Annotated in this window: 11 protein-coding genes and 1 tRNA gene; 1 reads left to right on the forward strand and 11 read right to left on the reverse strand. The window is 46.0% G+C overall.

Annotation, left to right across the window (positions count from 1 at the left end; translation table 11 throughout):
* Positions 1 to 7: 7 nt before the first annotated feature.
* The 9 genes from lon to MHH50_RS24945 form a co-directional block, all read right to left on the reverse strand.
* The gene (gene lon, locus MHH50_RS24905; protein WP_076279991.1) at positions 8 to 2,371 is read right to left on the reverse strand and encodes an endopeptidase La; all 2,364 of its coding nucleotides are present in this window, start codon (positions 2,369 to 2,371) and stop codon (positions 8 to 10) included.
* 234 nt (positions 2,372 to 2,605) lie between these two features.
* Positions 2,606 to 4,315, reverse strand: a complete 1,710-nt coding sequence (gene lonB / locus MHH50_RS24910) for an ATP-dependent protease LonB (RefSeq protein ID WP_038573063.1) — start codon at positions 4,313 to 4,315, stop codon at positions 2,606 to 2,608.
* Between the two features lie 918 nt (positions 4,316 to 5,233).
* The gene (locus MHH50_RS24915; RefSeq protein ID WP_340033570.1) at positions 5,234 to 5,425 is read right to left on the reverse strand and encodes a hypothetical protein; all 192 of its coding nucleotides are present in this window, start codon (positions 5,423 to 5,425) and stop codon (positions 5,234 to 5,236) included.
* Complete coding sequence (locus MHH50_RS24920; RefSeq protein ID WP_340033571.1) at positions 5,400 to 6,068, reverse strand: BlaI/MecI/CopY family transcriptional regulator; 669 nt, start codon at positions 6,066 to 6,068, stop codon at positions 5,400 to 5,402. Before MHH50_RS24920 ends, MHH50_RS24915 begins: the two co-directional genes overlap by 26 nt.
* A 202-nt stretch (positions 6,069 to 6,270) precedes the next feature.
* Entirely contained in the window at positions 6,271 to 7,398 is a 1,128-nt protein-coding gene (ispG, locus tag MHH50_RS24925) for a flavodoxin-dependent (E)-4-hydroxy-3-methylbut-2-enyl-diphosphate synthase (protein WP_339188256.1), read from the reverse strand.
* 112 nt (positions 7,399 to 7,510) lie between these two features.
* A complete protein-coding gene (gene clpX / locus MHH50_RS24930; protein WP_340033573.1) occupies positions 7,511 to 8,767 on the reverse strand; it encodes an ATP-dependent protease ATP-binding subunit ClpX in 1,257 nt (418 codons plus the stop codon).
* Positions 8,768 to 8,779: 12 nt separating this feature from the next.
* Positions 8,780 to 9,370, reverse strand: coding sequence for an ATP-dependent Clp endopeptidase proteolytic subunit ClpP (clpP, locus tag MHH50_RS24935; RefSeq protein ID WP_076129430.1), 591 nt, complete (start codon positions 9,368 to 9,370; stop codon positions 8,780 to 8,782).
* A gap of 386 nt (positions 9,371 to 9,756) precedes the next feature.
* Positions 9,757 to 11,091: a trigger factor gene (tig, locus tag MHH50_RS24940; RefSeq protein WP_036685045.1), complete on the reverse strand. Its 1,335-nt coding sequence runs from the start codon at positions 11,089 to 11,091 to the stop codon at positions 9,757 to 9,759.
* Positions 11,092 to 11,189: 98 nt separating this feature from the next.
* Positions 11,190 to 12,035, reverse strand: coding sequence for a hypothetical protein (locus MHH50_RS24945; RefSeq protein WP_036685042.1), 846 nt, complete (start codon positions 12,033 to 12,035; stop codon positions 11,190 to 11,192).
* Between the two features lie 279 nt (positions 12,036 to 12,314).
* On the opposite strand from MHH50_RS24945, the gene MHH50_RS24950 reads away from it, so the two are divergent.
* Positions 12,315 to 12,388: transfer RNA gene (locus MHH50_RS24950), tRNA-Arg, on the forward strand.
* An 883-nt stretch (positions 12,389 to 13,271) separates the two neighbouring features.
* Here the strand turns inward: MHH50_RS24950 and pstA are convergent.
* Both pstA and pstC read right to left on the reverse strand, forming a co-directional pair.
* Positions 13,272 to 14,153, reverse strand: a complete 882-nt coding sequence (gene pstA / locus MHH50_RS24955; protein ID WP_076305563.1) for a phosphate ABC transporter permease PstA — start codon at positions 14,151 to 14,153, stop codon at positions 13,272 to 13,274.
* Entirely contained in the window at positions 14,150 to 15,097 is a 948-nt protein-coding gene (gene pstC / locus MHH50_RS24960) for a phosphate ABC transporter permease subunit PstC (RefSeq protein ID WP_036685038.1), read from the reverse strand. The genes pstA and pstC overlap by 4 nt, the downstream gene beginning before the upstream one ends.
* Positions 15,098 to 15,139 lie beyond the last annotated feature (42 nt).

Below are 15,139 nucleotides of genomic sequence, written 5' to 3' on the forward strand. Positions count from 1 at the left end.
TTCCTTTCTAATGCACACTACTCGGTGGCTCACTGCTAATTTCATTATGATGCTCAACTAACGCATGATGCAAGACCTGATCCATATTAGATACAGGTACGAACTCAACATCATTACGTACGCTCTCAGGAATATCTTTCAAATCCCTTTCATTGTCTTTGGGAAGAAGGATCTTTTTATATCCAGCTCGGTGAGCCGCAAGGGATTTCTCTTTCAATCCACCAATGGGCAGTACACGTCCCCGCAAGGTGATTTCACCTGTCATCGCCACATCCTTCGAAACATAACGTTTCGTGAGCGCGGAGATCAATGCGGTTGCAATCGTAATCCCTGCAGACGGACCATCCTTCGGAATTGCACCTTCCGGAATATGGATATGAATATCAATCTTCTCATAAAAATCGGGCTGGAGCCCCAGCTCCTCCGCCTTCGAACGAGTATAGCTGAATGCGGCCTGTGCCGACTCCTTCATTACATCGCCAAGCTGTCCGGTGAGGGTTAGTTTACCTGTTCCCTGCACAACCGTAACTTCGATCAGCAATGTATCGCCGCCAACCTCAGTCCAAGCCAGCCCAGTGACCGTACCGATCTGATCTTCAAGCTCGGCCATACCGTAACGATATTTAGAAGCCCCAAGATAATCCTTGATGTCATCAGGAAGAATGACCACTTTCTCTTTTTCCTCAGACACGATTTGTTTCGCAGCTTTGCGGCATAATGCTGCAATCTGCTGTTCCAAATTACGAACACCGGATTCACGGGTATATTCGCGGACAATGCGTAATAAGCTATCGTCTTCGATAATCAGTTGATCTTCTGCAAGACCGTGGTTTTTCTTCTGCTTAGGCAATAGATAACGGCTGCCGATTTGCAGTTTCTCCAGTTCCGTATAACCTGGAATGAACAGCATTTCCATCCGATCCAGCAAAGGACGCGGAATATTATGCACTACGTTCGCTGTTGTTACAAACATTACGTTCGACAAGTCGAACGGCAGCTCTACAAAATGATCACTAAACGTGTTGTTTTGTTCTGGATCCAACACCTCAAGCAGCGCTGAAGATGGATCTCCACGGAAATCCGCAGCCATCTTATCGATTTCATCCAATAGGATAACCGGATTAATCGTACCCGCCGTCTTCATGCCTTGGATAATCCGGCCCGGCATCGCACCTACATAAGTCCGGCGATGACCTCGAATCTCCGCCTCATCACGTACACCGCCTAACGAGATACGGACGAACTTGCGGTTGAGCGAACGGGCGATGGAACGAGCCAGTGAGGTTTTCCCCACCCCTGGAGGACCTACAAGACATAAAATCGGACCCTTAAGCTTCTTAACCAACTGCTGAACGGCCAAATATTCCAATACCCGTTCCTTCGGTTTTTCCAAACCGTAGTGATCCTCATCAAGTACCTGCTCGGCCTTTTTGATGTCAAGATCATCCTCTGTCTGTTCACTCCAAGGGAGACTGAGCAGCCAATCTACATAGTTGCGAATAACGCCGCCTTCTGCAGAGCTGACTGGCATTTTTTCCAGCCGATCGATTTCTTTCTCCATCTTTTCTTTCACACGTTCTGGAACATTTTTCTCTTCCATTAGCGTCCGTAGCTCTTCCGCTTCTCCTACCCGGCCTTCCTTCTCGCCGAGTTCTTTCTGGATCGCTTTCATTTGCTCACGCAAATAATATTCCTTCTGCGTCTTTTCCATCTGCTTTTTGACACGTTGATTGATCTTACGTTCAAGCTCCAGCACTTCACGCTCATTATTAAGAATATCAAGAAGCTTCTCCAGCCGTTTACTAACATCAATCGTCTCGAGAATTTCTTGCTTATCCTTAATTTTTAGCGATAAATGACTCGTAATGACATCCGCAAGTCGACCAGGCTCTTCTATATCGGATACAGCAGCGAGGGTCTCTGGGGTCACTTTTTTGGATAACGTAATATAGTGTTCGAACTGATTGAGTACTGTACGCATCAGCGCGTCACATTCTTGATCGCTATCTTCTTCTTCCGGCAGCTCACGCGCCATAACCTCATAGTACTCATCATTATCGATATAATTAATAATTTCGGCCCGTTCTACACCTTCAACCAGTACACGTATCGTACCGTTTGGAAGCTTCAGCATTTGCCGCACATTGGCGACAGTACCGACCCGAAAAATATCGTCCTGACCTGGCTCTTCAATATTCACTTCCGACTGGGAACAAAGAAGAATCAAATTATCTTCAACCATAGCTTTCTCTAGCGCCCGAACTGACTTCTCACGGCCCACATCCAAGTGAAGAACCATGCTTGGGTACACAAGAAGCCCTCTTAGCGGCAATAAAGGAAAACGACGACCTTTTGTTTTATTTGTCATCATCGCTTTCGCACCTCCCATGGCTCTCAATTAATCTCATATGCATTCATTCTAACAAAAGCAGCCCCAAAACACCAACAGAGTCCTTAGATTTCAAGAAGAACCGACTTGCTTTTCCATAAATAGAGACAACGTTTCTTGTAGCATTTAAAAAGGAAGCAGCAGAAATGCCTGCAGCCTCCTTTATTTTACAGCGACAAATCTCACCTTATTCTTCGAATTAGGGATCAATTTAGTTTAACCCTTTGCAGATTCACCAGCGGCATCGGCCTTTAGGAGTGAAGGTGCAGCGGAGAACAGCTCTCCAGCAACTGCAGGCAACCTTACATCAGCTGTATCGGCACCGAACAGGTGACGGAACACCTCTTCTACTGTTTCCATTGGAATAACGCGTAATGGCGCGAGGTCAGCGAAGAGAGACTGCCAGTTTTCTTTTGGAATAAGCACTGTAGTGGCACCAGCTTGAAAAGCAGCTTCTACTTTGGCAATTACACCGCCCACTGGCTTAACTCGACCATGGATGCCTATCTCACCTGTGATCGCTACCGTGTTATCCACGGGAAGTCCACGAATAGCGGAGACAATTGCTACTGCCATCGCTACTCCAGCAGAAGGTCCGTCAATCGGTGTACCCCCTGGGAAATTCACATGTAGATCATAACGATCGGGCTCCAGATTCATCGTACGCAGTACGGTCAATACATTCTCAACTGAGCCCTTTGCCATACTTTTTCGCCGAATCGTGCGGGAGCCTCCACCGATCTCTTCTTCATCCACCACACCTGTCACGTTCAATCTGCCTTGGCCGTTCACAGCAGGCGCTGCGGAAACTTCGATTTCGAGCAGAGTCCCCATCCCCGGTCCATACACAGCAAGACCATTGACTAATCCAATCTGCGGTGCCGAAGGAATCTTGCGTTCCGTACGCAGCGGAAGCTGGCTGCTGCCTGCCACCCATTCCACATCAGCAGCATTTAGTGTATCTCTCTGCTCAGTTAAAGCTAATCCGGCAGCCAACTGAATCATATTAACTGCCTCCCGGCCGTTGGTTGCATACTGTTGCACCACAGTGACTGCTTCCGGACTTGGTTTAAGCCCAATTTTCTGTATCGCGTCACGCGCGATCACGGCAATCTCATCCGGCAGCAGCGGGCGGAAATAAATCTCCATGCAGCGCGATCGCAGCGCAGGTGAAATCTCATCCGGAGAGCGCGTAGTAGCGCCAACTAGACGGAAATCGGCAGGCAATCCATTTTGAAAAATATCATGAATATAAGCCGGAGTATTATTATCCTCCGAATTATAATAAGCGCTCTCTAGCAGGACCTTCCGGTCCTCAAGCACTTTAAGCAGCTTATTCATCTGAATAGGGTGAAGCTCTCCTATCTCATCCAGAAAAAGAATCCCGCCATGCGCCTTAGTCACCGCGCCCGGTTTCGGCTGTGGCACACCCGCCACACCCATGGCCCCTGCACCTTGATAAATAGGATCATGCACAGAGCCGATCAACGGGTCAGCAATACCACGCTCATCAAAACGAGCGGTAGTGGCGTCAATCTCTGTGAATTTGGCGTCACTTTTAAAAGGAGAAAGCACATTCTTTTTCGCCTCTTCCATGACAACACGCGCTGCCGCAGTCTTGCCCACTCCCGGCGGACCATAAATAATCACATGCTGCGGATTAGCGCTGCAAAGTGCGGCTTTCAGGGCGCGCAGCCCATCTTTTTGCCCGACAATATCTCCAATAGAAGCCGGACGTGTTTTCTCCGACAATGGTTTAGTTAATGTAATCATCCGCATTTTCCGTAACTTGTCCAGTTCCTTGCGCGACTCTCGTTCTACCGCTGTCTTATTTGTCTTCTGACCCCGCAGCAGATTCCAAAAGTATACGCCGATAACCAGCGCGAAAAAGAGCTGCACGATCATCACAACTATACTTAATTCCATAGGTCATCCTCCTGTTTCGTTCAGTCTACCTTTCCACCCTTGGCTACTATTAGGTAGTATAGCCGTTTCGGTAATTAGTAAACGCGAATTTGAGGATTTGTTGAATTGTTGCAGTAGGATAGACTCTGATAATTAACTATAAGGGCATTAATGAGTATGGGAATTGCGAATGTGGCTTAGGTAATTTTTAAAAAGGAGATTGTTGAGGAGGTTGGAGAGGAAGGAATGCGGAGGAGTGCGGAAGTAAAGGAGGGATGAAGAGATGAAGAGGAATGAAGGAGAAATGCGGAGAAATGAGGGAGAGATTAGTGGAAGGGAATTTGAGTAACTGTGGTGGTAGGAGGAGCCGTTGAACTTAGTAACTGAGGATCGTGATCGGTGCTACGTGGGGGTAAGGAACCTAGTTGTGCGTACCGCTAAGGGTAAGGGCGTCGGGAGTTTCCTGTAGACGTTTAGTTTGTTGAGTTCGATGAGGTACTTTTAGAAGCTGAGTCAGCTGGACGCAGTGGGTTACTTCTAAAAGCTGAGTTAACTGGGGATGGTGAGCTACTTTTAGAAGTTGAGTTAGCTAGGGACGGTGGGTTACTTCTAGAAGTTACGTCAGTTTACCTCTAAGATGCAGAGTTAACTTAATTTGCTGAACATATCCGTTTGTATCTCCTATGTTCTTAGAAACATCCTATTCAGTACAAAAATCTAAGTATCATTGGTACCCAGCCAAATAATTAGGGAAATTCTCCCTATTTATCAGTGATTCACGACCTCAAAACTGCCAATTAGGGAAATCCTCCCTGATTATTGGAGGAATCACACATAAATGGGAGAAATGCACCTTTTATTAGGGATTTTTTCCCTAATAAGCTTGATTTTGAGCCATAATCGGCTTATTTCAGGGATAATTCCCCTAATTGTTGCGTTTTACTTCATAATGAACTTCACATCAAGCTCCTTCACATACCTTCTTTTCAAATTTCCACCTTCAACAAAAGCCATGGCCAACATTGTTACGCCTATATGATCAGCCCCATCAAACACTTCTGCTACACCTGCTCCATCAGCCATCAACCACCAGCCTTTACAAATATCAATCCCAGTAAAAAAGAACATCACGAGCCAGCTTATACTCAACATTTTTGACGCCGATTCCCCTCTTCACAGGAGTAAGCCAGCCTTTTTCACAGAGATTCTTTAGCATCATGCGTACTGTTTTGGGATCTAGCGTGAAATAATCAGCGACTTCTTTAGGGCGTATCACCCCAGCTTGACGCACCACTAAACGCATGATTTCCTTCTCAGCGATTAGCAGTCTGCCACGCGGTGCATCTACAATTTGGTAGCGGCTTAACGCCAAACGCAGCAATGTAACACATAACTCAGGGCGCTGTTCAACATCATCATAGGCAAATGAAATTACTTGATAACCCATTCCGTACAGAAAAGTTTCACGATTTAGCTCATTACAATACTTCAGCCTATCCATGTCTCTTACATGAGCTGCATACCCTTTGATCTCCAACAAAAGCTTGATCGGCCCCGGCAAAAAAGCAAAATCAGCAAAATAAGCTCGTCTTTGTAAATCCAGCACCTCATACTCCGGATGAAGATTATTGAAATCACCACAAAGCGGCCACCAGACATTCTCCAAAAATAATTTTTCGGCGTGGCCATGACCTCTTTCCAGCCTCCCCCGCCGTTCCGTTCTGCTTGCAAGATGATGCGCAATAAATTTTTCATGGGCTTGTTCATAGTTCATGTTTACTCATCCCTTCCTCCAAAATGGAAATAAACGCAAAAAAAAACGCCCCATGAGCCCCGGATATACCGAAACTGCACAGGACGTTCTTCGCCACTTAGATCACTACTTACCTAACGTCGCCCAAAATTACTATACGATGCTAAGAAGTGTTTATAATATTATGAGATTGAAAATTCTTATAAATACCATTCAGACCAAGTTACTTCGATTGCACCGGAGGTGCAAGGTTAGCGTGGGCGCGGCCTGGAATTTCGCCCGTTGCCTCGTAAGCCACCACAATCGCATCAATTTCCTTCTTCAGCTCGTTCACGAGTTCAGCTTCAGGCACTTTACGGATCATTTGTCCGTAGCGGAAAAGCAAACCTTCCCCACGAGCGCCAGCAATACCGATATCTGCTTCACGTGCTTCACCAGGACCGTTAACAGCACAGCCAAGGACGGAAACTTTAATAGGCACCTTAAGCTTCGAAATGTATTCTTCCACCTCATTAGCGATGGAGAAAAGATCGATATCCAGTCGTCCGCAAGTCGGACAAGAGATCAGCGTCGCCGCGTTAGAGATCAGACCAAACGTCTTCAGCAGCTCACGCGCCACCTTAATCTCTTCAACCGGATCGGCACTAAGCGAGATACGCAGTGTGCTGCCGATGCCCATAGAGAGCAGTGCACCAATACCTGCGGAGCTCTTCACTGTACCAGCAAACAATGTGCCAGATTCTGTAATCCCCAAGTGCAGTGGATAAGGGATGACTTCCGCAGCCTGACGGTAAGCTTCGATGGCCATTGGCACATCGGATGCTTTTAGAGAAACGATAATGTCGTGGAAATCCAGTTCCTCCAGAATACCAATATGGTATAACGCACTTTCTACCATAGCTTCTGGGGTTGGGTATCCGTATTTCTCCAAAAGGTGATTCTCCAAAGAACCGGCGTTTACACCAATCCGAATCGGAATTCCTTTTTCTTTACATGCTTTAACTACCGCTTCTACCTTTTCGCGACGACCAATGTTCCCCGGATTAATCCGTACCTTATCGATGCCGTTCTCAATAGCCATCAACGCTAGCTTATAGTTGAAATGAATATCCGCTACGAGTGGGATATGAATCTGTTTCTTGATCTCCTTGATTGCGGCAGCCGCCTCTTCATTGTTGACAGTTACGCGTACTAGCTGGCAGCCTGCTTCCTCAAGCCGCAATATTTCAGCTACAGTAGCCTCCACATCAGCGGTTTTGGTTGTACACATGCTTTGAATCGCAACCTCGTTGTTTCCCCCAATAATGAGCCCGCCAACATTGACAGGACGGGTTTGGTGTCTCAAGAACATGATTTTTCTCCCCCATAACGCCAAAGCTCCACCCCTTCGCTCCCGCTAATGTGAAGCGGGATAAGCGGAAGAAAGGTGGAGACTGTGACATGTATTGTTAAGGAAAAGCGGCTTACGCGCTTTCCTCTTTCTTCTTGTCTTTCTTAAGGTTGAGCTCAGGCAAAGCTTTCTCCTGAACGACCTGTTCCGTGATCACACAATCCTTAATATCATCGCGTGAAGGAACTTCATACATCACATCGAGCATGATGCTCTCAATAATCGCGCGCAGTCCACGGGCTCCCGTATTACGTTTGATCGCTTCCTTGGCAATTGCTTCGAGTGCCAATGGTTCGAACTTCAACGCTACGTTGTCCATTTCCAGCAGCTTGATATATTGTTTAGTGAGTGCATTTTTAGGCTCGGAAAGGATACGTACAAGCGTATTCTCATCAAGCGGCTCCAAAGTCGAGATGACTGGCAGACGGCCTACAAATTCAGGAATAAGACCGAATTTGAGCAAATCTTCAGGCAATACCATCGACAAATATTCACCAGGCTTAAGATCCTTTTGTCCTTCAACTGCTGCGTTGAAGCCAATGATTTTTTTACCGATACGGCGTTTAATCATTTGCTCCAGACCGTCAAAGGCACCGCCAACGATGAACAGGATGTTCGTCGTGTCGATCTGAATAAACTCCTGATGAGGATGCTTACGTCCGCCCTGCGGAGGCACAGAAGCAACAGTTCCTTCCAGAATCTTCAGAAGCGCTTGCTGTACACCTTCGCCGGAAACGTCACGAGTAATGGACGGATTCTCGGATTTACGTGCTACTTTATCAATTTCATCAATATAGATAATGCCGCGTTCGGCTTTCTCCACATCGTAATCTGCAGCTTGAATGAGTTTGAGCAGAATGTTCTCAACATCCTCGCCGACATAACCAGCTTCCGTTAAGGAAGTAGCGTCTGCAATAGCAAAAGGAACGTTGATAATCTTCGCCATCGTTTGTGCTAACAAGGTTTTACCAGAACCTGTTGGACCGAGCAAAAGGATATTACTCTTCGTCAGCTCAACATCTTCGATCTTGCTTTGGCTGTTCACGCGCTTGTAGTGGTTATAAACCGCTACAGAAAGAGATTTCTTCGCTTGCTCTTGACCGATTACATATTGATCCAAAATATCACGAATTTCCTTTGGTTTTGGAATATCCTTCAGATCAATCTCTTCCTCATGACCGAGCTCTTCTTCCACAATTTCCGTGCAAAGCTCGATACATTCGTCACATATATAAACGCCCGGTCCTGCTACAAGCTTACGAACCTGCTCTTGTGATTTACCGCAAAAAGAACATTTCAATTGCCCTTTTTCATCATTAAATTTAAACATCTAACCACCCCTTTAAGATTTCATCGGTGAAGAAAGAACCTGGTCAATAAGCCCATATTCCTTGGCTTCTTCCGCGCTCATGAAGTTATCGCGGTCTGTGTCCCGTTCGATTTTTTCAAGGGGCTGACCTGTGCGATCTACATAAATTTGATTCAGCTTCTGTCTCGTCTTGAGGATCCAGTCAGTGTGAATCCAAATATCAGACGCTTGACCTTGAACACCGCCGAGCGGTTGATGAATCATAACTTCGCTGTTGGTCAGCGCATATCTTTTGCCCGGCGCCCCAGCTGTTAGAAGGAGCGATCCCATGCTTGCTGCCATCCCTACACAAATGGTTGAAACATCCGGTTTGATATATTGCATCGTATCGTATATACCCATGCCGGCTGTTACTGAACCACCGGGTGAGTTGAGGTACAAGTGAATGTCCTTCTCGGGATCATCTGCTGCCAAAAACAGCAATTGAGCAATAACCAGATTGGCGACATCATCGTCAATCGCACTGCTTAAGAAAATGATGCGATCCTTGAGCAATCTGGAATAGATATCGTACGAACGTTCTCCACGACTTGTTGATTCCACAACCATTGGTACCAGACTCATGCCACCAACCTCTTTTCTCTGTACAGATTAGTCTTATCGTTTCAGAAATATTTTAACACGTTCACGGCGCGATGTCATTTTTTCACTACAGTGGACAGTCCGCTGCTTGTGAATTGTGACGTTACCGCCCCTATTACCTTATTGCCATACGTTCATACGGATACCTATGTAGTCACATATATTTGCGGCCGAGGATAAAAATAAGGCACGTAACGAAACTTACGTGCCTTATCATATCTGTATGGAGGCCGTGTAACTTGGCCGTTCTAGGTAGTGTCAAGCTAAAACGCCTTCGGCGTCCTTTTAAGGACGGTAAGCGTTTATGCGAGAATTATAAGAATAAAGTATAAAGTGAAACTTATACCTTCTTATAATTTTAAAATATCCTACTCAGCTTTAGTGTCTTCAGCAGCTGGTGCTTCTTCTACTGCTTCAACTTCTACACTATTGCTAACAAGGAAATCAATGGTTTTACGCAACGAAAGCTCTTCGCTCAAGCTGCCCAGTGAACCGTTAGCTGCCAAGATGCTGCGGATTTCTTCTGGAGTACGTTTGTAAGCTTCAGCCATAGTAGCCAACTCTTCGTTAACTTCTTCTTCGGAAACTTCAATGTTCTCTTGTTTTGCGATAACTTCCAATACCAGGTTGTTGCGAACGCGTTTTTCAGCATCGCCTTTCATTTGGTTCTGCAAGTCTTCACGAGTTTGGCCGGAGAAGCTAAGGAACATATCCATGTTCATACCTTGTTGACGAAGACGAGTGTCGAAGTCACGAACCATATTCTCAACTTCACTGTTGATCATAGCTTCAGGGATTTCAACTTCAGCGTTAGCTGCTGCTTTATCAACAACTGCATTCTCACGAAGGCCTTTCAGTTCTTCCTCTTTACGGGATTCGAGCTGAGCCTTCAAATCTGCTTTGTACTCATCCAAAGTTTCGAATTCACTTACATCTTTAGCGAACTCATCATCCAATGCAGGAAGTTGTTTGCGTTTGATTTCGTGCAGCTTCACTTTGAATACTGCTTTTTTACCCGCAAGGTTCTCTGCATGGTATTCATCAGGGAAAGTAACTTCAACATCTTTGAAATCTCCAGTAGCCATTCCTACCACTTGCTCTTCGAATCCTGGAATGAAGGAGTTGCTGCCAAGCTCAAGAGAGTGACGTTCAGCTTTTCCGCCTTCAAACGGTACATCATCAACATATCCGTCAAAATCGATTACAGCGATGTCGCCGTTAGCTGCTGCTTCTTCTTCAACTACTACAAGCTCAGCATGACGTTCTTGCAGACGAGCAAGTTCAGCACTCAACTCTTCTTCAGTCACTTCAGCTTTTTGTACTGGAACTTCCAGACCTTTGTAATCGCCGAGCTTCACTTCAGGTTTAACCGTGATCTTCGCTTTGAAGATAAAGGATTGGCCTTTAGCAAATTGCTCAATATCAACTTCAGGACGGTCTACAGGGAAGATGTCAGTTTGTTCAACTGCTTCACCGTAAGCTTCAGGAAGAAGAATGTCGATTGCATCTTGGTACAAGCTTTCTACACCAAAACGGGATTCAAAGATCGGCCGAGGTACTTTACCTTTACGGAAGCCTGGTACGTTAGCTTTTTTAACGACTTTGTTAAAAGCTTTATCAAGTGCTGCTGTTACGCGTTCTGCGTCTACTTCTACTTCAAGAACTCCAAGGTTCTTCTCTATTTTTTCCCATGTTGCTTTCATATTATACTTTTCCCTCCAAAATATAGGTTCACAAGTTTACTTCAAATAATGATACAATCCACGCACAGAATAACCATTATATTATATACAACATTACTTTATTTATCAAGTAGAGAAGTCTTTACAAAACCCTTGAGAGCACGATAAGCTCCCTCAAATTGAAAGCGCATGCCGTCTGTGATGCCATACATTCCACGTGTCTCTTCCTCTTGTCGGGAGCCGTTTAAACTCTCAGAAACAAATTGGTGCAACGCTCCTGCCCAAATATCCAGCAAAACGTCTTCGCCTTCCAGCAATTTCCGATATTCATCCGACCCATAAATCGACATGATGAACTGACCCCAGAGCTCTTGTGCAAAATAATACAGCGTAGGCTCATGCACCTCAGCCTGCCCGGCTACCCGCTCCAGCACATGACTCACCTGCGGAGGAAAATCCTCCGTCTGCAGTGGCACGCTCTCGATCTCTACAAGTACCTTTTCATGTCCGCGAATCAGCTTCACTGTTCCCTGCATCCCACGCCGCTTAAGCGTCTGCAAGGTCCGAAATTGCAGCAGTGGATGAACATTATCCCCCTGTAGCCAAGTGGTCAGCTCCTCGTCAACGCCGCCACCTTCCAGATAGGATAGCTGCTCTAGTGCAAGTATTGTCGCCTCAGACAGAGGCTCATTCATCACCCGCTGCAGCAGCTTTTTGGGATACCCCGTATCCTCGTTCATTTTAGATTTAGCCAAAAAGCGGGCCATATCCTCTTCCCTTAAATCTTCGTCTTCGGGGTGAACAGCTCCCTCCGCATCTCCATTCTGGGACGCGTAAGGAAATGCCGTTTCGAGCCATTCCAGCAGGGACCGCCATTCCTCGTAATTTCGCTCTTCCTGTCCTTGACACTGCAGCAAAAAACGAAGCAGCTCCATCGCTTCCCCGTAGCGTTCACTTTCCAGCATCACCGTCAGCTGGATTTGATAATAGTCCAGTGTCTTGGGGAACAGGACGATATTCTCTTTGGTGGCGGGGGAATCCGAATGTTTAATGAGGGCACCTCCTTATGTCTACTTATGTGAATGGAATCCTAACCATTATAAAAGTTATTAATACCTTAAGCTTCTTCCGAAACTTAATAATTGTAGATTATAGCATACCCCGTACTCTTTTTAAAAAACAGCTTGAAAAAAAACACCCCATATGATATGATAATTCCTGCTTGCTTTTCTGCCAGCAACCATGTCCCGGTAGCTCAGCTGGATAGAGCATGCGCCTTCTAAGCGCACGGTCGGGGGTTCGAATCCCTTCCGGGACGTCATATAGAAACAGCCTTCCTTCGGGAAGGCTGTTTCTGTGTTCAGGGGAGGGGTTGGGCGGAGCTCAGGGAGTCACTGGGACGAATAGACGACTGAATGACTGAGCTTAAAGATTCGCGGCTCTAGATTAGCCGTGTCTCAGGGGTTCATGGAGCTTGGATTCGAAGCTCAGAGCCTGATGAAAACTTAGCCTCGTCGGAGCTCAGGATCCGATAGAGCTTAGCATTCGAAACTTAGAATTCAGTGAAAACCCATGCCTCGTCGGGCTATGAGTCGATGGAGCTTAACTTTTGATGCTCGCTCGGACTTGGTCACACTTAGAACTCATTGGGGCTCAGGGTTATGTGAAGCTTAGCAATCGTTGATCAGTTTTTATGAGTCACTGCCAGGTCATCCCACGTTTAGCATTAGAACATTACGGCTGCTTTTCCGGAGAAACGCCGCTACATGCTATCTAATTGCATTTTCTGCAACTAAAAGTACCCTTTTACCTCCAAAACTCGCTTTAATTGCATTTCATACACTTATATTCTCAGATTTACGCCTAGAATGGCCTTTTCACCATTTTTAACTGCACAAAGTACAATTAAACCCAAACAAACCTATCCCCCTTAAAAATAAGTGCATAAAGTGCAATTAAAAACCACTCATTACTCATCGACTATTACTCTTCACATTCCCATTTCTGATTTTTAAATATAGGAACATTTTTAGCTTTCTATAAGCGTGGCCAATCCAATTACTCAAAAGACACGCGCATTAGCAATTTTATCGAAGGATGAGAGTACCTTTGCTTATTTAATCGGGAATAAAAAAACTGTTCACGGCGTTTTCTTCCGCCGAGAGACAGTTTTTTATGCATGTTCTTCCTTTATAAGCGAATCAGCGCCCTTTGCGGCGATTTCCGAGCCAGAGCGGAAAACGAAAAGCAAAGTTAATAAACAGAACTACAAATACGAGTACTGCCGCTGATTTGTCAGCGATTTGCCGCGCATCTTCTACAATTGCTTCAGATTGTACATACCATAGATGCACTGCCAGGGTTTCTCCCGGCGAGAACAGATTAAAGTCCCACATTTCGCCCGAGGTACTGAGGCCAGCGGTAAGGATAATAACCGCAGACTCCCCGAAGGCGCGCCCAGCAACGAGACAAATCCCAGTAACAATGGCTGACATTGCAACGGGTAGAACTACTGTGCGGATCACATGGAATTTAGTCATGCCCAGTGCATATCCAGCTTCACGCATCTCCCCAGGAACAGCACGAATCGCTTCCTCCGTCACACGTGCAAGCATAGGCAGATTCAAAAGCGCCAAGCTTACCCCACCGCCAAGAATCGTCAGGCCGATTCCAAAATATTCAGCAAATATCGCAAGTCCAAGCATACCAAATACAATTGAAGGAACCGAAGAGAGAGCTTCTACACATATACGCAGGCCGCCTGTAAAAGCATTATCCGGAGCATACTCCGCCATATAAATCCCCGCACCTAAACCGATAGGGACGGAAATAAGCAGCGAGATGAACAAAATATAAAAAGAGTTGAAAAGTACAGGACCGATCCCGCCACCTACGTCAATCTCTTCAGGCTGTTTAATCAGGAAGTCAGGCCGCAGTGCTGGCAGACCTTTACTAAGAATCGTGAAGAGCAGCCAGAAGATTAGCAGCATAACTAAAGCCCCAAGCGTATAAAACCCAATAGTCGCGAGCTTATTGCGTCTCTGAGCACGCGCTGTATGCTTTGTACTTGCGAATCCGTTCACGCTGCATCCCTCCTTTTTCTACCCAGCACGCGGATGATCAGAATCAGTACAAATGAAATCACCAGCAGAAGAAAGGCCATCATATGTAGGGCATAATTCCAGGTTGATTCAAACTCTACATTCGAGATTTGCATAACGATGTTACTAGTCAAGACCGAGGCAGGTGTAAATAAGGTTTTTGCCAACTGTGGTGTGTTTCCGATAACCATAACTACAGCCATTGTCTCCCCCACAGCACGAGTCATCCCGAGGATGACTGCTGAGATAATCCCTCTGCTAGCCGCAGGCAAAACAACACGCATAATAACTTGCAAACGGGTAGATCCAAGAGCGTACGCAGCATCCCGATATTTGCGTGGAACAGCGACAATAGCATCATCACTGATTCGGCAAATTGTTGGCAGGACCATTAATGCGAGCACGAGGGCCGCAGCCAGTAATCCATCGCCCAAGCTCTCCCCACTAACTCTACGCAGAAAAGGAAGTAATACCGTTAAGCCTAAATAACCATATACTATAGAAGGAATACCAACGAGCAAATCGAGCACCGGGCGAATGAAGGTCTTCATCCACTTTGGAGCAATCTCCGCACAGAGCACGGCCATACCCACAGAAATAGGTACTGCGATCAGCAGGGTCAAAGCCGTCAGTGAAAGTGTATTTACAATGAAGGCAGCAGCCCCAAAGGAGTCCTCTTCAGGCGTCCAGTTAAAAGAAAAGAAAAAGTCCGCAGGCGAGAGATGACCAAACAGAAGCAGCGCCGTTTTGCCGATAAATAGAATTACAAGTCCAAGCACGAAGCAAAGTGCAAGAATGCTGAATAAGAAATAAAAGCGGAATAATCGGTTGCTAAACATATGTCTACTGTGACGTTTGGAGTTGGCGCTAACTTCTGTAACGCCCTCCTTAACCTTAGTTGCCAGGTTGTGGACTGGTGCCCCCATACTTTCCCTCCTGTAAGCGGCCAACCCCGTATCAAAATCGGG

This window comes from Paenibacillus sp. FSL H3-0302 (assembly GCF_037982245.1).
Classification (GTDB): domain Bacteria; phylum Bacillota; class Bacilli; order Paenibacillales; family Paenibacillaceae; genus Paenibacillus_AQ; species Paenibacillus_AQ odorifer.

Coding starts and splice junctions, on each gene's coding strand:
- MHH50_RS24945 (WP_036685042.1), bottom strand. CDS start 12,035: ATGCTGGAAAGTGAACGCTACGGGGAAGCGATGGAGCTGCTTCGTTTT.
- tig (WP_036685045.1), bottom strand. CDS start 11,091: ATGAAAGCAACATGGGAAAAAATAGAGAAGAACCTTGGAGTTCTTGAA.
- pstC (WP_036685038.1), bottom strand. CDS start 15,097: ATGGGGGCACCAGTCCACAACCTGGCAACTAAGGTTAAGGAGGGCGTT.
- ispG (WP_339188256.1), bottom strand. CDS start 7,398: ATGTTCTTGAGACACCAAACCCGTCCTGTCAATGTTGGCGGGCTCATT.
- clpP (WP_076129430.1), bottom strand. CDS start 9,370: ATGAGTCTGGTACCAATGGTTGTGGAATCAACAAGTCGTGGAGAACGT.
- MHH50_RS24920 (WP_340033571.1), bottom strand. CDS start 6,068: ATGAACTATGAACAAGCCCATGAAAAATTTATTGCGCATCATCTTGCA.
- lon (WP_076279991.1), bottom strand. CDS start 2,371: ATGATGACAAATAAAACAAAAGGTCGTCGTTTTCCTTTATTGCCGCTA.
- clpX (WP_340033573.1), bottom strand. CDS start 8,767: ATGTTTAAATTTAATGATGAAAAAGGGCAATTGAAATGTTCTTTTTGC.
- lonB (WP_038573063.1), bottom strand. CDS start 4,315: ATGGAATTAAGTATAGTTGTGATGATCGTGCAGCTCTTTTTCGCGCTG.